This window comes from Roseovarius marisflavi, from assembly GCF_900142625.1.
Taxonomy (GTDB): Bacteria; Pseudomonadota; Alphaproteobacteria; order Rhodobacterales; family Rhodobacteraceae; genus Roseovarius; species Roseovarius marisflavi.
In genome coordinates this window covers 39,075-56,713 of record NZ_FRBN01000007.1, presented here as the reverse complement: position 1 = coordinate 56,713, position 17,639 = coordinate 39,075, and the positions used below count along the sequence as shown (strand labels likewise).

General features: G+C 62.2%; 18 protein-coding genes. 12 read left to right on the top strand and 6 right to left on the bottom strand.

What is annotated here, in order from left to right; all coding sequences use genetic code 11:
• Positions 1-3: 3 nt before the first annotated feature.
• Positions 4-891, bottom strand: coding sequence for a LysR family transcriptional regulator ArgP (locus BUB78_RS08435; RefSeq protein ID WP_073197045.1), 888 nt, complete (start codon positions 889-891; stop codon positions 4-6).
• Between the two features lie 102 nt (positions 892-993).
• Between BUB78_RS08435 and BUB78_RS08430 the strand changes: the two genes are divergently transcribed.
• Both BUB78_RS08430 and BUB78_RS08425 read left to right on the top strand, forming a co-directional pair.
• Positions 994-1,587 (top strand): LysE/ArgO family amino acid transporter, encoded by a 594-nt coding sequence (locus tag BUB78_RS08430; RefSeq protein ID WP_073197043.1) that lies wholly within the window; start codon positions 994-996, stop codon positions 1,585-1,587.
• A 124-nt stretch (positions 1,588-1,711) separates the two neighbouring features.
• Positions 1,712-2,635: a DMT family transporter gene (locus BUB78_RS08425; protein WP_073197041.1), complete on the top strand. Its 924-nt coding sequence runs from the start codon at positions 1,712-1,714 to the stop codon at positions 2,633-2,635.
• A 75-nt stretch (positions 2,636-2,710) separates the two neighbouring features.
• Here BUB78_RS08425 and choV read toward each other — a convergent pair whose 3' ends face one another.
• The 4 genes from choV to BUB78_RS08405 form a co-directional block, all read right to left on the bottom strand.
• Positions 2,711-3,754: a choline ABC transporter ATP-binding protein gene (gene choV / locus BUB78_RS08420; RefSeq protein ID WP_073197039.1), complete on the bottom strand. Its 1,044-nt coding sequence runs from the start codon at positions 3,752-3,754 to the stop codon at positions 2,711-2,713.
• Positions 3,751-4,587: a choline ABC transporter permease subunit gene (choW, locus tag BUB78_RS08415; RefSeq protein ID WP_073197037.1), complete on the bottom strand. Its 837-nt coding sequence runs from the start codon at positions 4,585-4,587 to the stop codon at positions 3,751-3,753. Before choW ends, choV begins: the two co-directional genes overlap by 4 nt.
• Before the next feature lie 73 nt (positions 4,588-4,660).
• Positions 4,661-5,587 carry a choline ABC transporter substrate-binding protein gene (choX, locus tag BUB78_RS08410; protein WP_073197035.1) on the bottom strand — a complete coding sequence of 309 codons (927 nt, stop codon included), beginning with the start codon at positions 5,585-5,587 and terminating at the stop codon, positions 4,661-4,663.
• Positions 5,588-5,708: 121 nt separating this feature from the next.
• A complete protein-coding gene (locus BUB78_RS08405; protein WP_073197033.1) occupies positions 5,709-7,283 on the bottom strand; it encodes an ABC transporter substrate-binding protein in 1,575 nt (524 codons plus the stop codon).
• A 259-nt stretch (positions 7,284-7,542) separates the two neighbouring features.
• On the opposite strand from BUB78_RS08405, the gene betI reads away from it, so the two are divergent.
• The 10 genes from betI to BUB78_RS08355 all read left to right on the top strand — a co-directional run bounded on the left by betI (position 7,543) and on the right by BUB78_RS08355 (position 16,091).
• The gene (gene betI / locus BUB78_RS08400) at positions 7,543-8,130 is read left to right on the top strand and encodes a transcriptional regulator BetI (RefSeq protein ID WP_084732808.1); all 588 of its coding nucleotides are present in this window, start codon (positions 7,543-7,545) and stop codon (positions 8,128-8,130) included.
• On the top strand, positions 8,127-9,635 hold the full coding sequence (betC, locus tag BUB78_RS08395) for a choline-sulfatase (protein WP_073197031.1): 1,509 nt from the start codon (positions 8,127-8,129) through the stop codon (positions 9,633-9,635). The genes betI and betC overlap by 4 nt, the downstream gene beginning before the upstream one ends.
• Before the next feature lie 170 nt (positions 9,636-9,805).
• Entirely contained in the window at positions 9,806-11,464 is a 1,659-nt protein-coding gene (gene betA / locus BUB78_RS08390; protein WP_073197029.1) for a choline dehydrogenase, read from the top strand.
• Between the two features lie 63 nt (positions 11,465-11,527).
• Entirely contained in the window at positions 11,528-12,202 is a 675-nt protein-coding gene (locus BUB78_RS08385) for a thermonuclease family protein (RefSeq protein WP_073197027.1), read from the top strand.
• Positions 12,203-12,342: 140 nt separating this feature from the next.
• On the top strand, positions 12,343-12,579 hold the full coding sequence (locus BUB78_RS08380; protein WP_073197025.1) for an HP1242/YdcH family protein: 237 nt from the start codon (positions 12,343-12,345) through the stop codon (positions 12,577-12,579).
• A 252-nt stretch (positions 12,580-12,831) separates the two neighbouring features.
• Positions 12,832-13,440, top strand: coding sequence for a VOC family protein (locus BUB78_RS08375; RefSeq protein WP_073197212.1), 609 nt, complete (start codon positions 12,832-12,834; stop codon positions 13,438-13,440).
• Positions 13,437-13,916 carry a GNAT family N-acetyltransferase gene (locus tag BUB78_RS08370; RefSeq protein WP_073197023.1) on the top strand — a complete coding sequence of 160 codons (480 nt, stop codon included), beginning with the start codon at positions 13,437-13,439 and terminating at the stop codon, positions 13,914-13,916. The genes BUB78_RS08375 and BUB78_RS08370 overlap by 4 nt, the downstream gene beginning before the upstream one ends.
• A gap of 43 nt (positions 13,917-13,959) precedes the next feature.
• On the top strand, positions 13,960-14,670 hold the full coding sequence (locus BUB78_RS08365; RefSeq protein ID WP_073197021.1) for a molecular chaperone DjiA: 711 nt from the start codon (positions 13,960-13,962) through the stop codon (positions 14,668-14,670).
• Positions 14,651-15,682 carry an endonuclease/exonuclease/phosphatase family protein gene (locus tag BUB78_RS08360; RefSeq protein ID WP_073197019.1) on the top strand — a complete coding sequence of 344 codons (1,032 nt, stop codon included), beginning with the start codon at positions 14,651-14,653 and terminating at the stop codon, positions 15,680-15,682. Before BUB78_RS08365 ends, BUB78_RS08360 begins: the two co-directional genes overlap by 20 nt.
• A 37-nt stretch (positions 15,683-15,719) precedes the next feature.
• Positions 15,720-16,091, top strand: a complete 372-nt coding sequence (locus BUB78_RS08355) for a hypothetical protein (protein WP_073197210.1) — start codon at positions 15,720-15,722, stop codon at positions 16,089-16,091.
• On the opposite strand, the gene BUB78_RS08350 is transcribed toward BUB78_RS08355, so the two are convergent.
• On the bottom strand, positions 16,088-17,632 hold the full coding sequence (locus BUB78_RS08350) for a Ppx/GppA family phosphatase (protein WP_073197017.1): 1,545 nt from the start codon (positions 17,630-17,632) through the stop codon (positions 16,088-16,090). The two genes, BUB78_RS08355 and BUB78_RS08350, sit on opposite strands and share 4 nt — an antisense overlap.
• Positions 17,633-17,639 lie beyond the last annotated feature (7 nt).

Below are 17,639 nucleotides of genomic sequence, written 5' to 3'. Positions count from 1 at the left end.
GTGTCACGCGGGCGGATAGAGCATCTGGCGCGCCGCCCGGCGCAACGCGCGGGTGAGCGGCGTCAGGGCCGCGCCCAACACCCGGCTTGATTGCCAGTAGAGCGGCGTATCCAGCGCGGCGTCAGGCAGGAGCGGCACAAGTGCGCCCGAGGCAAGCGCATCGGCGACCAGAGGCTCGGGGTTGAGGCCCCAGCCAAGCCCGAGCCGGGCAGCGGCGACAAAGCCCTCTGAGGAGGGAAACATGTGGCAGGGTGGCGAAACTGTGCGCCCCAGATGCCGGGCAATCCATTGCTCCTGAAGCCGGTCCTTGGCGTCAAAGCGCAGCATCGGCGCGCGCACGAGGGCCGAGGCCGTAACCCCATCCGGAAAATGGTGCGCCATGAATCCGGGGCTTGCGGTCGCGATATAGCGCAGGCTGCCCAAGGCAAGCACATCACAGCCGGGCAGGGGATTTGCACGGGTCGTCAGCGCGCCAAGCACCTCGCCGCGCGTCAGGCGGTCATGGGCGGCGTCCTGATCATCAATCACCAGATCAAACAGGTGATCGGGCAGCTCGGCCAGGGCGGCGGGCAACCAGGTGGCAAGGCTGTCGGCATTGACCGCAAGGCGCAGCCGGGTCCGCGGCGCGGGGGTAAAGCCGGTGATTTGGCGCGCCAGTTGGGCCTCGAGCAGGGCGATCTGATCGCCATGCGCGGCAAGGCGCAGCCCGGCCGCCGTACCGGTCGAGGGCTGGCCGCGATGCACAAGCTGAGCGCCGACGCGGGTTTCAAGCGCCTTGAGACGTTGCGAAATCGCCGATTGGGTCAGGCCGAGGTCTGCGGCGGCGGCGTCAAAGGTTCCGCAGCGCAGAATGGCGCAGAGGGCGGCGAGTTGTTGTGGGTCTAGGTTCATTAGCGGCTCTTATGCAGCATTTAAATTATGCGTTTGAGTAATGTGCCGCGCCGCTTTAGGCAAGCGAGCAGTAATGAGCCAGAGAGCCGGGGAGAGGGAAACATGCAGGCAGAAATCGCAGGATTTGCCCTTGGGCTAAGCCTTATTCTGGCGATCGGGGCGCAGAATGCCTTTGTCTTGCGCCAAGGATTGCGGCGTGAGCATGTGCTGGCCGTGGTCCTGATCTGTGCGCTGTCGGATGCCGTTCTGATCACCTTTGGCGTTGCCGGGTTCGGCGCGCTGTCGGCGGCGGTGCCGGGGCTTGAACAGGTCATGCGCTTTGGCGGGGCGGCGTTTCTGATCTGGTACGGCGCGCGCAACTTTCTGGCCGCCTGGCGCGGCGGCGCGGTGCTTGAGGCGGGCACGGGCACGGGCAGTTTGCGGCGCGCGATGCTGACCTGTCTGGCGCTGACCTGGCTTAACCCGCATGTCTACCTTGATACGGTGGTTCTTGTCGGCTCGGTCTCGTCGCAATATGACGACCGGCCCGGGTTCGGGCTTGGCGCGGTCGGCGCGAGCTTTGTGTTCTTCTTTTGCCTCGGCTACGGCGCACGGCTTTTGGCGCCGCTGTTTCGCCGCGAGAAAAGCTGGCGGGTGCTGGACGCGGGGATCGGGGTCGTGATGTGGGCGATTGCGGCGCGGTTGCTTGCGGGATGAAGGGCTTGTGCCAGGGTGGATCGGCTCAAGCTATGCGCTCATCGGGATGCAGGATTGCGCTTAGCGCATGAAAAAGCGACGCGCAACGCTCGACAGACGGGCCGTCCCGTGAACTAATGACGCGATGAGAGCAGAACCGACCCTTGCGCCCAAGGTGGCCTCAAATCCGGTATTGGGCGTCTTCTGGATGGTTCTCACGGGTATTCTTTTTGTCGGGGTGACGGCGCTTGTCAAAATCCTTGGCACTCGCGTGCCCGCACCACAGGCGGCCTTTCTGCGCTATGCCATGGGGCTTGTGTTTCTGCTGCCGATGTTGCGCCCGCTGATGCGGTTGCGGCTTGAGCGGCGGATCTGGCTTATGTTTGGCGCGCGCGGGGCGGTGCATACGATTGGTGTGTCGCTCTGGTTCTTTGCCATGGCGCGGATACCGATCGCGGATGTGACGGCGATGAATTACCTCTCGCCGATTTACGTCACCCTCGGGGCGGCGCTTTTTCTTGGTGAAACGCTTGCCCTGCGCCGGGTGCTGGCGGTGGTGGCGGCCTTGATCGGCGCGCTGATCATCCTGCGGCCGGGATTTCGCGAGGTCGGGCCGGGGCATTTCGCGATGCTGTTCACGGCGGTGTTTTTCGGCGCCTCCTACCTGACGGCCAAGGTACTGTCGGGGCGCTGTAGCGCGGGAATCGTGGTGGCGATGCTGTCGATCACGGTGACTATCGGGCTGGCGCCGCTGGCGGCGGCGGTCTGGGTGACGCCGACCTTGGGCGAGTTGACGATCCTGTTCGGGGTCGCCTGTCTTGCGACAGCGGGGCATTACACCATGACGCTGGCGTTCGGGGCGGCCCCGCTGGCGGTGACGCAGCCGGTGACCTTCCTGCAGCTGGTCTGGGCGGTGGCGCTTGGGGCGCTGGTCTTTGGCGAAGGGGTGGATGTGTTTGTCTTGCTGGGCGGCACGGTGATCGTGGCGGCGATCAGTTTCATCAGCTGGCGCGAGTCGGTGCTCAAGCGGCGCGCGATCACGCCGCCGGTCTCGGCGACCAAGGTCTGAGGCGGGCAGGGGGCGCTGCCCCCGTCGCGCGAGGCGCGACTCCCCCGGAGTATTTTAGGAAAGATGAAAGGGCGATCAGGCGCGCGGATCGAGCAGCTTGGCGAGAATCCGGTTGCGGGTGATCTGGCCGATGACCCGACCCTGATCGCTGACGCCGACGGGGTTGTCGTGGCCCTGGGCCTGTTCCATCACCTGTTGGATGGTGGCGTCGGGGGCAACGCAATGCGCGGGCGTGCCGCTGGCGGGTTCCATCACGTCGCGTGCGCAGAGCACGCCGAGAGGGTTCATATGGGCGACGAATTCGGCCACGTAGTCGGTTGAGGGGTTGGTGAAGATGTCCTGAGGGGTGCCGCATTGCACAATGCGCCCGCCTTCCATGATGGCGATGCGGTCGCCGAGTTTGAAGGCCTCGTCGAGGTCGTGGCTGACGAAAATGATGCTGCGCCCGAGGGTTTTTTGCAGGTCGAGCAATTCATCCTGAAGGTGGCTTCGGATCAAGGGATCGAGCGCCGAGAAGGGCTCGTCCATCAACAGGATCGGTGCGTCGGTGGCAAAGGCGCGCGCCAAGCCGACGCGCTGTTGCATGCCGCCCGAAAGCTCGGCCACCTTGCGGTCGGCCCAATCCGAAAGGTTGACGAGGTCGAGCTGGTCCTGAACGCGCGCGTCGCGTTCGGGCTTGGGGATATCGGCGAGTTCAAGCCCGAGGCCGACATTCTCGCGCACCGAGCGCCAGGGCAGCAGGCCGAATTGCTGAAACACCATCGCCACGTGATGCTGGCGCAGGCGGCGCAGGGTTGGGGCATCGGCGCCGGTGACATCGACCATCTGTTGGCCGTCAAATATCTCGACCTTGCCGCGCGCGACCGGGTTAAGCCCGTTCACGGCGCGCAGGAGCGTGGATTTGCCCGACCCGGACAGCCCCATGAGCACAAGGATTTCACCGGGCGCGACCGAGAGGCTGCAGTCATGCACGCCGAGCACCTGGCCGGTCTGGGCCTGAATTTCACTGCGCGACAGGCCGCGGTCCATCAGGGGCAGGGCGGTTTGCGGCGTGTCGCCAAAGATGATCGAGACATTCTGGAAATCGACGATGGGCTGGGCGTCGGGGGGCAGGGTCATTTCGGGTCTCCCATCCGAAGCATGCGGTCAAGCACGATTGCGACGACCACGATCATAAGACCGGATTCAAAGCCGAGCGAAATATTGACCGTGTTGATCGCACGCAAGACCGGTACGCCAAGCCCGTCAGCGCCCACAAGCGCGCCGATCACCACCATCGAGAGCGACAGCATGATCGTCTGGTTCAGACCGGCCATGATCTGGGGCAGGGCATAGGGCAACTCGACCTTGAACAGCGTCTGGCGGGCGGTGGCGCCAAAGGCCTGTGCCGCCTCGAGCAGGGGCTTGGGTGTGGAGGAAATGCCAAGATGCGTGAGGCGGATCGGCGCGGGGACCACGAAGATCACCGTGGCGATCAGGCCCGGCACCATGCCGATGCCGAAAAACACGATGGCCGGGATCAGGTAGACAAAGGGCGGCAGCGTCTGCATCAGGTCAAGCACCGGGCGCAGCCAGTCATAAAGGCGCGGGCGGTGCGCGGCGGCGATGCCGATGGGCACGCCAATCGCCAGGCAGAAGATGCAGGAGGACAGCACCAGCGTGAGGCTCTCGGTGGTTTCTTCCCAATAGTCCTGATTGTGGATGAAGAGAAAACCGAGGAACACGAAAGCGCAGGTCTTCCAGTTGCGTTGCAGCACCCAGGTGAGACCGACGAAAATCGCCATGATCACAAGGGGATGCGGTGCCTGAAGCAGCCAGAGAAAACCGTCGATCAGCCCCTCCATCAGGGCCGAGAGCATGTCAAAGAACCAAGCGGCGTTGTCCTGAAGCCAGAGGAAAAAGCTTTCCGCCGCATCGCCGACGGGGATTTTGTGATCGCTCAGCCAGTCCATGCGCGCGCACCTCTGTTCTTGCGGTGGGGAAGGGGGCCGCCCCGGCCGCATTGGGCCGGGGCAGGGTCAGCGATCAGAGGCCGAGCGCCGACTTGACCGCTGTCATTGCGTCTCCACCCTCGCGGGTGGTCACGCCGTCAAGCCAGCCGTCCAAGACGGCGGGGTTGGCCGTAAGCCATGCGGTGGCCGCCTCTTCAGGCTTTTCGCCGTCGTCAAGAATCGCGCCCATGATCTCGTTCTCCATCGCGAGAGTGAACGAGAGGTTCCCAAGCAGCTTGCCGACGTTGGGGCATTCATCGACATATCCCGCGCGGGTGTTGGTATAGACCGTCGCGCCGCCAAGATCGGGGCCGAACCAGTCGTCGCCGCCGGTCAGATAGGTCATGTCGTGATTGGCGTTCATCGGGTGCGGTTCCCAGCCGAGAAAGACAATCGGTTCTTCACGGCGATCCGCGCGGCTGACCTGCGCGAGCATGCCCTGCTCAGAGCTTTCCTTGACGTCAAAGTCTTTCAGGCCAAAGGCGTCTGCGGCGATCATATCCATGATCAGGCGGTTGCCGTCATTGCCCGGCTCGATCCCGTAGATGGTTGAATCCAGTGCCTCGGCCTGGGCGGCGATGCTGTCAAAGCTGGTGATGCCGAGGGCCGCGCCGGCGGCATTGGTCGCCAGCGTGTATTTCGCGCCGGTCAGGTTGGCACGCACGGTGTCGACGGTGCCCGCCTCGCGATAAGGCGCAATGTCGCCTTCCATGGTGGGCATCCAGTTGCCAAGGAACACGTCGATATCGCCCTTGGCCATCGAGGTATAGGTGACCGGAACCGACAGAACCTTGATGTCGGCCGCATAGCCAAGCGCGCGCAGCACCTCGGTGGTGGCGGCGGTGGTGGCGGTGATATCGGTCCAGCCAACATCGGCAAAAACCACCTCGTCGCAATTGGCAAGAGCGGGGCCTGTGGCCACGGCAAGGGCCATGGCGGAGAGCGTTGTTTTAAGGGTCATATTGGCAGTCTTTCATTTTCGATGTGTCGTAAAGCGGCCGCTTGCCGGCCCGCCTTTGGGCGAGGGGCCCGGAGCATATTCTGCGCCGAGCCCCCCTTTTTGGTCCACGAGGTGGCGAGGCTTAGGCGAACCACCAGCGTTCGATAAAGCGCATGCCGTCCACATCCCAGTTCGAGCCCATCTGCTCGGTGTGGGCGACTTTGGTCGAGTTGCCGAAGACATAGTTCGCGAACATAGGCACGATCACGCCGCCGTCGCTGCTGCACAGCGCCTGCATCTCGTAATACATCTCGCGGCGCTTGGCCTCGTCGAGTTCCGAGCGGGCCTTGACCAGAAGTTCGTCGAAGCGGTCATTGCACCAGAAGCTGTCGTTCCAGGACGCGCCGCACTGATAGGCGGTCGAGAACATCTGATCTTCGACCGAACGGCCCGACCAGTAAACAGCGGCGAACGGCTTTTTCATCCAGACGTCGGACCAGTAACCGTCATTGGGTTCGCGCACCGGCTTGAGGTTGATCCCGCCCGCAGCGGCCGAGTTCTGGTAAAGAACTGCCGCATCGACAGCGCCGACAAAGGCCGCGTCCGCCGCCGAGAGCGAAACATCGACGCTCTCAAGACCGGCAAGCTTGAGGTGGTACTTTGCCTTGTCGGGATCATAGGTGGTCTGTTCGAGGTCCTTGTTGAAGAACCGCTGGCCCGGACCGATCGGATGGTCATTGCCCACGGCGCCATAGCCGAACAGGATCTTGTCGACCAGTTCCTGACGGTTGATGCCGTATTTCAGGGCATGGCGCACATGCACGTTGCTGTAGGGCTCGGCGCGTGTGTCCATGGCGAAGGTATAGTGCTGGGTGCCCGAAACCGAGTTGATCTGAATGTCGGGGCGTCGCGCCAGAAGGCCGACGGTCTTGAGGTCAAGCCGGTCGGCCATGTCCACGTCACCCGACACAAGCGCGGTGGTGCGGGCGTTCTGGTCAACGATGGCGATCACCTCGGCGCTGTCGAACCAGGCAACATCGCTGCGCCAGTGGTTGGGGTTGCGCTCCAGCGAATAGGAAACGCCGGGCTGGAAATCTTTCAGGATATAGCTGCCGACGCCATCGCCGGATTGCCAGTCGATGCTGTCACCAGCGGCCTTGCAGATGACCAGGTGATAGTCGCTCAGAATGAAAGGGAAGTCGGCATTGCCGCCATCGAGAGAAAAGACAACGGTGTCATCACCTTCGGCGGTGCAGCCAGTCACGCAGGCGATCCCGCTGATTGGCGCCACGATCGGTCCGGCGGCCGATGTTGATCCTTCGCCGCGGTGGAAGTTGATCGAGTTGACCACGTCTTCGACAGTCAGTGGCTTGCCTGAGTGGAAGGTCACGCCCTTACGGATTTTGAACCGCCATTCCGACGCATCATCCGAGGCTTCCCAGCTTTCGGCAACCTCGGGAATAAGCGAACCGTCCTGGGCAACCTCGGTGAGGCGACCGTGAATGGCAAAGGACAGCGATGTGGTGAAGCTGTTGGAATACGTGCCGGGGTTCAGCGTATCGGTGGTCTGGCCGTGACCGATAGCGGCACGCAGATGCCCGCCGCGATTCGGCGCGGCCATCGCACCGCCCATCGGCAGCGAGGCGGCAATTGCTGTGGCGGCTGTGGTCGCGAGAAATCCGCGTCGGTTAAGCCGTCCGTTGTTGATAAGTGTCATTTATGGTCTCTCCCTTTGGTTTTTCTTTTATTGCCCGGCCCTGTTGCCCGTCACGCGGCAGGGTGGGGGGTGTCCTGGTAACGCAGTGCGCAAATTGCACGACTGCCGTGTCTCCATAGCAAGGCTAATATGACGCCGCTGTGAATTACAACGCTATTCTGACCTGGGGGTCCTTGATCCTTTGGGTGGATTTTTATTGATTGACGGGTCAATTAAACACGATTAGGCCAGTATGGCAACATTTTACCGGAGGATGACAATGCCCAAAATCGGGATGGAGCCGATCCGGCGCACCGCGCTGGTCGAGGCGACGATTTCCGAGATCGGCGCGCGGGGCTCACTGGATGTGACCGTGGCCCAGATTGCGCGCCGTGCGGGCATGTCGAGCGCTCTGGCGCATCATTACTTCGGGTCCAAGGAACAGATGTTCGCCGCTGCCATGCGCCATATCCTGACGCTTTATGGCGCCGAGGTGCGCGGCGCGCTGATCATGGCCAAAAGCCCTCGCGACCGGATCGAGGCGATCATCCGCGCCAGCTTTACCCCCTCGCAATTCCGCCCCGAAATGGTGTCGGCCTGGCTGAATTTCTATGTTCAGGCGCAGCGATCAGAGGATGCCCGCCGCCTGCTTCATATCTATCAGCGCCGCCTTCGCTCGAACCTGCATGACGCGTTTCGCCGTCTTGCTCCCGCCCAATCGCGCACCCTGACGCGCGGCCTGGCGGCGATGATTGATGGTATGTATATCCGTCAGGCCCTGCGCGAAGGGCCGATGCAACCGGACGTCGCAGTCGATGTCCTGCTGCATTATCTCGACACAAGCTTGCCCCCGGAGGAGAGCCAATGACCGCCCCCAACATCCTGATTATCATGGTGGATCAGCTGAACGGCACTCTGTTTCCGGACGGCCCGGCCGATTGGCTTCATGCGCCCAACCTCAAGGCTCTAGCGGCGCGCTCGACGCGGTTTGCCAATGCCTATACCGCCTCGCCGCTCTGTGCGCCGGGGCGCGCCAGCTTCATGTCCGGTCTTCTGCCCTCGCGCAGCCGGGTCTATGACAATGCCGCCGAATTCGCCGCCGATATCCCGACCTATGCCCATCACCTGCGGCGTGCGGGCTATCAGACCTGCCTGTCGGGCAAGATGCATTTTGTCGGCCCCGATCAGATGCACGGCTTTGAAGAACGCCTGACCACCGATATCTATCCCGCCGATTTCGGCTGGACCCCGGATTATCGCAAGCCGGGCGAGCGGATTGATTGGTGGTATCACAACATGGGCTCGGTCACTGGGGCCGGTGTGGCCGAGATTTCCAACCAGATGGAATATGACGATGAGGTCGCTTATCATGCGCGCGCCAAGGTCTATGATCTGGCGCGCGGGTTGGATGCGCGGCCCTGGTGCCTGACGGTCAGCTTTACGCATCCGCATGACCCCTATGTGGCGCGCAAGAAATACTGGGATCTCTATGAGGACTGCGAGCATCTTTTGCCCGAGGTCCCGGCGATGGCCTATGAGGATCACGACCCCCATGCCAAACGCATCTTTGACGCCAACGACTGGCGCTCGTTTGATATTTCCGAGGAGGATATCCGCCGGTCGCGGCGCGCCTATTTCGCCAATATCAGCTATCTCGACGACAAGATCGGTGAGGTGCTCGAGGCGCTTGAAACGACCCGCCAGGAGGCGGTGATCCTGTTTGTCAGCGATCACGGCGATATGCTCGGCGAGCGCGGGCTTTGGTTCAAGATGAGCTTTTACGAGGGCTCGGCGCGGGTGCCGCTGATGATTTCGGCGCCCGGCATGGCGCCGGGGCTGGTCACCGATCCGGTGAGCAATGTCGATGTCTGTCCGACGCTCTGCGATCTGGCCGGTGTCAGCATGGCCGATGTCATGCCCTGGACCGAAGGGCAATCGCTTGTCGCCCTTGGGCAGGGGGGCTCGCGCAGCGAACCGGTGGCGATGGAATATGCCGCCGAGGCCTCTTATGCGCCGATGGTTTCGCTGCGCTATGGCAAGTGGAAGTATAACCGCTGTTCGCTTGATCCCGATCAGCTGTTTGACCTTGAGGCCGATCCGCATGAGCTTTGCAATCTGGCCGGGGATCCGGCCCATGTGGGTACGTTGGCCCAGCTTCAGGCCAAGGCCGAAAAACGGTGGGACCTGGAGGCCTTTGATGCGGCGGTGCGCGAAAGCCAGGCGCGTCGCTGGGTGGTCTATGAAGCTCTGCGCAAGGGCGGCTATTACCCCTGGGATTATCAGCCCCTGCAAAAGGCCAGCGAACGCTACATGCGCAATCACATGGATCTTAACGTTCTTGAGGAAAACAAACGTTTTCCCCGGGATGAATGATCCTTTCACCATTCCGAAAATACTCAAACTCCAACCGAAGACAGGTGCAATGACCTATCGGATTGAAACCACTGCCCGCCCGCTCGTGGCGGCCCGCCGCCCTGGCACGACGCCCACCCACCCACCCCGTCGCGCCAGGGCGGCGTGTGGCACAGAAGGGACGCTCTGAGATGGAAGCAGATTATGTTATCGTTGGTGCCGGAAGCGCAGGCTGCGCCATGGCCTACCGTCTGTCAGAGGCCGGGCATTCGGTGCTGGTGATCGAGCATGGCGGCACAGATGCCGGGCCCTTCATCCAGATGCCCGGCGCGCTGAGCTATCCGATGAACATGGCGCGCTATGACTGGGGCTATCAGAGCGAACCCGAGCCGCATCTCGGCAACCGCCGCCTTGCCTGTCCGCGCGGTAAGGTGATTGGTGGATCGTCGAGCATCAACGGCATGGTTTATGTGCGCGGGCATGCCTGTGACTATGACCACTGGCGCGACCAGGGCGCGGGCGGCTGGGGCTATGCCGACGTGCTGCCCTATTTCAAGCGCATGGAAAGCTGGCATGACGGCGGGCATGGCGGCGATCCGGCATGGCGGGGCACGGACGGGCCGCTGCACGTCAGCCGGGGGCCGCGTGACAACCCGCTCACCCGTGCCTTTGTCGAGGCCGGCGCGCAGGCCGGCTATCAGCGCACCGGCGATTATAATGGCGAGCAGCAAGAGGGCGTCGGCCCGTTCGACATGACCGTCTGGCAGGGACAGCGCTGGTCTGCGGCCAACGCCTATCTGCGCCCGGCCCTGAAGCGCGACAATTGCGATCTGATCCGCGCCCTTGTGACCCGCGTGGTGATTGAAGAGGGCCGCGCGGTCGGGGTCGAGACGCTCCGCAAGGGGCGGCGAGAGGTTGTGCGCGCAAGGGCCGAGGTCATCCTTGCGGCTTCGTCGATCAACTCGCCAAAGCTCTTGATGTTGTCCGGCGTCGGTCCGGGCGCGCATCTGGCGGAGCATGGCATTTCCATCAAGGCCGACCGCCCCGGTGTCGGGCAAAACCTTCAGGATCACCTTGAGCTTTACATTCAGATGGCCGCCAGCCAGCCAGTCAGCCTGTTCAAATACTGGAACCTCTTCGGCAAGGGATTTGTCGGCGCGCGCTGGCTTTTGGGGCGCAAGGGCCTGGGGGCGAGCAATCAGTTCGAAAGCGGCGGCTTTATCCGGTCTGATGCGGGCGTCAGTTATCCCGATATCCAGTTTCATTTCCTGCCGATTGCCGTGCGTTATGACGGCAAGGCGGCAGCCGAAGGGCACGGGTTTCAGGCCCATGTCGGCCCGATGCGCAGCGCGTCGCGCGGGGCGGTCAGCCTGCGCAGCAATGAGCCCTCGGATGCGCCGATGATCCGCTTCAACTACATGAGCGAAGAGAGCGACTGGATTGATTTTCGTAAATGCATCCGCCTCACCCGCGAGATTTTCGCGCAGGACGCCTTCAAGCCCTTTGTCAGCCATGAAATTCAGCCCGGCGCGGATGTGACCAGCGAGGCCGGTATCGACGACTTCATCCGCGCGCATGCCGAAAGCGCCTATCACCCCTGTGGCACTTGCCGGATGGGGCGCGTTGACGACCAGAGCGCGGTGGTTGATCCGCAGGGCCGGGTGATCGGGGTCGAGCGCCTGCGTGTTGCCGATAGCAGCATTTTCCCGCGCATCACCAATGGCAATCTCAATGCGCCCTCGATCATGGTGGGTGAAAAGATCGCCGACCACGTGCTTGGCCGTACGCCTTTGGCGCCGGAAAATGCAGAGCCCTGGATGCATCCAAACTGGCAGACACAACAGCGCTGATGGCGTTAACCCTGCGTGCGCTCTGTGGCTTGATCTTTATCAGGTGCCCGATGATAAGGGGGCATGTTAAGGATTTGTTCACTTTTGGTTCTGGGCGCGCTCGGCTTTGCCGGGCCAGTGGGGGCGCAGGTATTTTCCGGCGCGATCGAGGTGATTGACGGCGATACCTTTGATGTCGGCCACATGCGCGTGCGCCTTTACGGCGTAGATGCGCCCGAGATTGGCCAGACCTGCACCAACGCTGGCGGGGCCGCATGGGATTGTGGCACATGGGTGAGCGACCAGGTCCGCGCCCGCTTTGAGGGACAAAAGGCGCGCTGCGAAGAGGTGGTGCAGGATCTGTATGGCCGCTCGGTCGCGCGCTGTACCCTGCGTGGCAAGGATATGGGCCGCGTGCTTGTGCAGGCGGGCCTTGCACTGGCTTATCGCAAATATTCCATGGCTTATGACCTTGATGAAAAGGGCGCGGTCGTGGCCGGACGCGGGCTGCATGCCTATGTCATGGCACGCCCCGAAGAGTATCGACGCGCGGTGCGCGCCGAGCGCGTTGCGCAGAAACCGGCCCCCGACCCGGCCTGTGTGATCAAGGGCAATATCAACAGCAAGGGGCGGCGAATCTATCATATGCCGGGTCAGGATCACTATGACCGTACCTCTATCAGTACTGAAAGGGGAGAACGCTGGTTCTGCTCTGAGAGGAATGCCCGGGCAGCAGGCTGGCGCCGCGCCAAGCGTTAGGTCTGTGCCCTGCGGCATGCGGTGGATTTGAGTATTTATGGAAAGATGAAAGACAGGCTGCGCTTTTTGATCCGTATCAAAGAACACGCCTTGGTTGGGGCCTAGATGTAGGGCAAGCAAACAACGAGGAGAAATGCGCAATGTCCCACACCCCCCATGAGCTCCATGACGAATTCCCGGAATTGGCCGAAAAAGTCAGCGAGATGAAGCAGAAAGACGCGCACTTCGGCAAGCTGGCGGATGAGTACCATCAGGTCAATCGCGCCGTACATCGCGCCGAAACGCTGGTGGAGCCGATGGAAGAGCTCGCCGAGGTTGAACTGCGCAAGAAGCGCGCGGCGCTGAAGGATAAGCTTTATCAGATGTTGACCGCTTAACGGCGCCGCCGGACAGCAAGATCATTGTGGACCCCCGCGCACCCCATGGGTTGGGTGCGCGGTTTTTTCTGGCAACAGGGCTGTTGCCGCAGGCCTTCGGCGAGGCTTTCATGGATGGGGCGCTCCTGGGTCTAAAAGCTGTTGCCTTCCATGCAGGGTTCTCATGCCATCTCCTGATGCCATTCTCTCATGATCAACAGGGCGACAGTGGCGATTCCCGATGATATTCAGAGTCAAAAGAAGGGGACGGATATGAAGCTTGATCATCTGGCTGTGGCGGCAGAGAGCCTTGAGGCAGGGCATGACTGGGTTGAAGCGCGCCTCGGGCTGCGATTGCAGCAGGGCGGCAACCACGCACATTTCGGCACCCATAATCTTTTGCTGGGGCTTGAGGACGGGATTTACCTTGAGGTGATCGCGATCAATCCCGCGGCTGCGGCACCGAGTTATCCGCGCTGGTTCGATCTGGATCGCTTTGAGGGCGCGCCACGCCTGAACAATTGGATATGTCAGGTCGATGATCTGGCGGATCTGGTAGCGAGATACCCGGAGGCCGGGCGGCCGGTGTCGCTAAGCCGGGGAAATTTGCGCTGGCAGATGGCGGTGCCGGAGGATGGGGCCTTGCCTTATGATAATCTTTTTCCGGCGGTGATCGAATGGGAGGGGGACCAGCATCCGAGTGCCCGGCTGACCGCCTCTGGTGCGCGATTGGAGCGCCTGGTGATCGCCCACCCTGAGGCCAAGGCGCTTGAAGCGGCGCTTTCCCCGGTGCTTGGCGATGCGCGGATTGTGTTTGAATGTGGTGCGGCGGGCATGCGGGCCGAGATCGCCACGCCATCCGGGCGCCGGACCCTCGGATGATTATTCGCCCCGCCGGGCCGGGCGATAGTGCGGCGATCCTCGCGATCTGGAACCCGCTGATCCGCGACACATCGGTTACCTTCACCACGCTTGAAAAGACGCCCCAGGCCCTGGCCGATGATATCGCCGCTCGTGGCGCGGCGTTTTTGGTCGCGCAGGAAGGCCACGCCATTTTGGGCTTTGCGACCTACGGCGCGTTTCGCTCGGGACCGGGGTATGCCCGCACGGCCGAGCATACGGTTATTCTTGCGCCCGAGGCACAGGGCCGGGGCGTGGGCCGGGCCCTTATGAAAGAGCTGGAGGCGGTGGCGCGCGCGCAGGGGCTTCACGCGCTTGTGGCAGGGGTCAGCGGCGAGAATGCGGGTGCGATCGCCTTTCACACCGCGATCAGCTTTCGCCAAGTGGCGCATATGCCTGAAGTCGGGCGCAAGTTCGATCGTTGGATGGACCTTGTGCTTTTGCAGAAACTTCTGTGACTGCGGCGCTGACAAGGCTTTAGAAAGCCGATAGTCTGCGGTCATGTCGATCTGGACCCGCATCACCGAGGCCCTGGCGGCCCTTGCCAGCGGCGAGGGTCTGAGCGCGGTATTTGACCGTCTGCGCACCGCGCCTGAACGCAGCGTCGGCTTTACGATCGCGGTGATTGCGCTTTCGGCCAAGATGGCCAAGGCCGATGGTTTGGTGACGCGCGACGAGGTCACGGCGTTTCGCCAGGTGTTTCAGATTGCCAGCGAGGACGAGGCCGGCGCAGCGCGGGTTTTCAATCTTGCCCGTCAGGATGTGGCCGGCTTTGAGGAGTATGCCGCGCGTATCCAGCGGATGTTCGAGAGCGAGCCGGGCACACTTTGCGTTTTGCTTGAGGGGCTGTTTTACATTGCCATGGCCGATGGGGTGTATCATCCTAAGGAAGATGCCTTCCTGGCGCGGGTGGCGGGTATTTTCGGCGTCAGGGACAGGGACTTTCGCGCGCTTCGGGCGCGGTTCGTGCCCGAGGCCCGGCCTGATCCCTATTCGGTTCTGGGGGTGAATGAGGATATGCCGCTGGAAGAGGTCCGCAAGGTCTGGCGCCAGATGGTGCGCGACAACCACCCCGACAAGATGATCGCGCGCGGCGTGCCGCTAGAGGCGGTGACGCTTGCGGAAAAGCGGCTTGTCTACATTAACCGCGCCTGGGAAGAGATCCAGGATGAGCTTGCCAAAGGGGGCGTGGATGCGGATCGCCACCTATAACGTGGAATGGTTCAACGCGCTCTTCGACGATGCAGGGCAGCTGCTGGATGATGAAAAATGGTCGGCGCGCTATAATGTAACGCGCGCCGATCAAATCGCGGCGATTGGCATGGTGATGACCGCGATGAATGCCGATGCGGTGATGGTGATCGAGGCCCCGGATCACAACGGGCGGCGCACCACCGTGAGCGCGCTGGAGAATTTCGCCAGCGTGATGAAGCTTCGGGCGCGCAAGGCCTTGGTTGGCTTTCGCAATGATACCCAACAGGAAATTGCGCTGTTGTATGACCCTGATGTCATCTCGGCAGAGCATGACCCGCAGGGCGAGTTGATCGCACAAAAAGGCAACGACGCCGCGCCGCGCTTTGACGGGGTGTTCAGGATTGATCTTGATATTGACGATGCCGCCGATCAGGTGCGGTTTTCCAAACCCCCGCTGGAGGTGGCGGTCACAACCTCGGGCGGGCGCAGGTTTCGCATGATCGGGGCGCATCTGAAATCCAAGGCGCCGCATGGCGCACAGGGGCATGACGAGGCGATGCGCATCTCGATTGCCAATCGCCGCAAGCAATTGGCGCAAGCGGTCTGGTTGCGCCAGCGGATCGAGGAAGACCTTGCCAAAAACGAGCCGCTGATCGTGCTGGGTGATCTCAATGACGGTCCGGGGCTTGACGAATACGAGCATCTCTTTGGCCGTTCATCGGTTGAAATCATCATGGGAGAGGGCGGTGAGACCGGCGCGATGCTCTATGATCCGCATGCCCGCAACGCCCTGACCCGCCGGGTCGGCGAGGTGCACAGCACGTCACGGTTCTACCTGACCAGCGAGAAACGCTATTTGCAGGCGCTGCTGGATTACATCCTGATTTCGCCGGATCTTATGGCGCAGGGGCCCGTCTGGCGTATATGGCATCCGTTCGATGATCCCGACTGCTGGAACATGCCGGATCTGTGCAATGCGCTTTTGACGGCGTCGGATCATTTTCCGGTGACGCTGGATGTTGATCTGTGATCTTAAAATCCGCGATTTGAGTGCTTATATACAGGTCATGAAACAGATACGCCCCCTCATAACCGCCCTGTTTATCACGTCACTTGGCGCGCTGCCGCTCTCTGCGCAGGACGCAGAAGAGGACGAGGGCAGATCGCTTATGGAAGAGGGCGCGCGTTTGTTCCTTGAGGGGATTCAACGCGAAATGGGCCCGGCGCTTGATGATTTGCGCGGTATGACCGAAGAGATGGAACCGGCCCTGCGCCAGTTTATCGAGGAAATGGGCCCGGCCCTGAGCGAGCTGATGGCCAAGGTCGGCGACCTGAGCGCCTATCACGCGCCCGAGGTTCTGCCCAATGGCGATATCATCATCCGCCGCAAGACCCCGCAAGAGATCGAGCCGTTGCCCGAGGGTGAAGTAGAGCTTTAACGCTGGTTCTTGACCACGGCGGTCGCCGAGAGCGATGCCGCCAGCGAGTCAAACCGCGCTTGCGCCACTTCGCCAAAGAGCGGGGCCGCTTCGCGTGACAGGCGCAATTCCAGAAGTTTCTTCTTCGGGAACCAACGCATTTCACCAAGTTTGGCGTTTTTTGTCAGCCAGAGCATCGCGGCAAACCGCATCGCCTTGCCAAGCACTTCGGCCTCTGCGCGGTCGCGTTCGGGCAGCAGGGGGTCGAGGTCGGCAAAGCGGCTTCCGTCGCGCTTGTTGGAATAGCGATGCAAAAGCGCCAGCCCCAGATAGACCCGTTCGGAATGCTTCAGCCCGCCAAGGTTGGCGCGGGTGGCGTTGTCAAAGCAAAGCTCGGCGCGGTAATCGGGGTGCGCCCGCCAGCTGACGTCATGCAGCAAACACGCCGCGCGAACAAGGCGACGCCGCTCTGCCGGGGAAGCTTTGAACAGCGGCTGGATGAAATGATAGATCACCTTGCCGAAGCCGGGAAGGCGCGCGTCCTTGTGTTCGGCAAAGCGGCAGGCCTCGATCAACGGATCGCGGTCGCGCAATTGCTGGGGCATCTGTTCGTAAAGCATGCCTTCGCGGATGCCATAGCTTGACACCGCAATGTCACGCGGGCGGAAGGTCTTGAGAATTTCGTGCAGCACCTCGGCGGCATGCGGCACAAGCGCGATCCGCGCCGAGGACACGCCCGATTGTGCGCGCAGCGTTTCAAGGTCGTGGTCTGCGATATATTTGATCGTCTCGCGCACGGCGGCAGGTGTCATGCGGTATTCATGCAGCACGTGCAGCGGATAATTGCGCCGCGCCATGTCGATCTTGGCAATCGCCCGCCAGGACCCGCCGACAAGGAAAAGCCGGTTGCGCTGTTCGCCAAGCTCGGCCTGCATTGCGGTCAAGGTTTCCTTGATATGCGCCTTGCGGGCCTTTTTGCCGCCCTTGATATCGCGAAGCTTCAGCGGCCCAAGCGGCGACGAGACACGCGCCCCGACGGTGCCGCCGTCAATCTCGGCCAGTTCCATCGACGAGCCACCAATGTCACAGACAAGGCCATAAGCGCCGGGCCAGCCCAAGAGCACACCCTGTGCCGAAAGCCGCGCCTCTTCACGCCCGTCGATCACCCAGAGTTTGAGGCCGGTCGCGGCCAGCACCTCGGCGCAGAATTCAGGCCCATCCTCGGCATCGCGCACTGCGGCGGTGGCGACGGTGACAAGCGGTCCGGTGCCCATGCCCTCGGCCAGAAGCTGAAACCGTTTGAGCGCATCGAGCGCGCGCACGCGCCCCTGCGGGTTCAGCCGCCCGGTATCGGCCATGCCTGCGCCAAGGGCGCACATGATTTTCTCGTTGTAGAAATAGGCCGGGCTTCGCGCCGCGCCGTCAAACACAACAAGGCGGACAGAGTTCGAGCCGACATCGACCACGCCAACACGCGCCAGAGCGCGCGCAGAGGGTTTGTTAAAAAGAGGTCGGCCGAACGGGCCGCCGTCAAGTTCCATCGGATCGTTATGACCGTCCATGTTCACC

What these genes read in the sequence shown, in the direction of transcription:
- BUB78_RS08365 (WP_073197021.1), top strand. Translation starts at nt 13,960, where the DNA reads ATGTCGATCTGGACCCGCATCACCGAGGCCCTGGCGGCCCTTGCCAGC.
- BUB78_RS08375 (WP_073197212.1), top strand. Translation starts at nt 12,832, where the DNA reads ATGAAGCTTGATCATCTGGCTGTGGCGGCAGAGAGCCTTGAGGCAGGG.
- BUB78_RS08385 (WP_073197027.1), top strand. Translation starts at nt 11,528, where the DNA reads ATGTTAAGGATTTGTTCACTTTTGGTTCTGGGCGCGCTCGGCTTTGCC.
- BUB78_RS08350 (WP_073197017.1), bottom strand. Translation starts at nt 17,632, where the DNA reads ATGGACGGTCATAACGATCCGATGGAACTTGACGGCGGCCCGTTCGGC.
- choX (WP_073197035.1), bottom strand. Translation starts at nt 5,587, where the DNA reads ATGACCCTTAAAACAACGCTCTCCGCCATGGCCCTTGCCGTGGCCACA.
- choW (WP_073197037.1), bottom strand. Translation starts at nt 4,587, where the DNA reads ATGGACTGGCTGAGCGATCACAAAATCCCCGTCGGCGATGCGGCGGAA.
- betI (WP_084732808.1), top strand. Translation starts at nt 7,543, where the DNA reads ATGCCCAAAATCGGGATGGAGCCGATCCGGCGCACCGCGCTGGTCGAG.
- BUB78_RS08435 (WP_073197045.1), bottom strand. Translation starts at nt 891, where the DNA reads ATGAACCTAGACCCACAACAACTCGCCGCCCTCTGCGCCATTCTGCGC.
- BUB78_RS08355 (WP_073197210.1), top strand. Translation starts at nt 15,720, where the DNA reads ATGAAACAGATACGCCCCCTCATAACCGCCCTGTTTATCACGTCACTT.
- BUB78_RS08430 (WP_073197043.1), top strand. Translation starts at nt 994, where the DNA reads ATGCAGGCAGAAATCGCAGGATTTGCCCTTGGGCTAAGCCTTATTCTG.
- betA (WP_073197029.1), top strand. Translation starts at nt 9,806, where the DNA reads ATGGAAGCAGATTATGTTATCGTTGGTGCCGGAAGCGCAGGCTGCGCC.
- betC (WP_073197031.1), top strand. Translation starts at nt 8,127, where the DNA reads ATGACCGCCCCCAACATCCTGATTATCATGGTGGATCAGCTGAACGGC.
- BUB78_RS08380 (WP_073197025.1), top strand. Translation starts at nt 12,343, where the DNA reads ATGTCCCACACCCCCCATGAGCTCCATGACGAATTCCCGGAATTGGCC.
- BUB78_RS08425 (WP_073197041.1), top strand. Translation starts at nt 1,712, where the DNA reads ATGAGAGCAGAACCGACCCTTGCGCCCAAGGTGGCCTCAAATCCGGTA.
- BUB78_RS08405 (WP_073197033.1), bottom strand. Translation starts at nt 7,283, where the DNA reads ATGACACTTATCAACAACGGACGGCTTAACCGACGCGGATTTCTCGCG.
- BUB78_RS08370 (WP_073197023.1), top strand. Translation starts at nt 13,437, where the DNA reads ATGATTATTCGCCCCGCCGGGCCGGGCGATAGTGCGGCGATCCTCGCG.
- choV (WP_073197039.1), bottom strand. Translation starts at nt 3,754, where the DNA reads ATGACCCTGCCCCCCGACGCCCAGCCCATCGTCGATTTCCAGAATGTC.
- BUB78_RS08360 (WP_073197019.1), top strand. Translation starts at nt 14,651, where the DNA reads ATGCGGATCGCCACCTATAACGTGGAATGGTTCAACGCGCTCTTCGAC.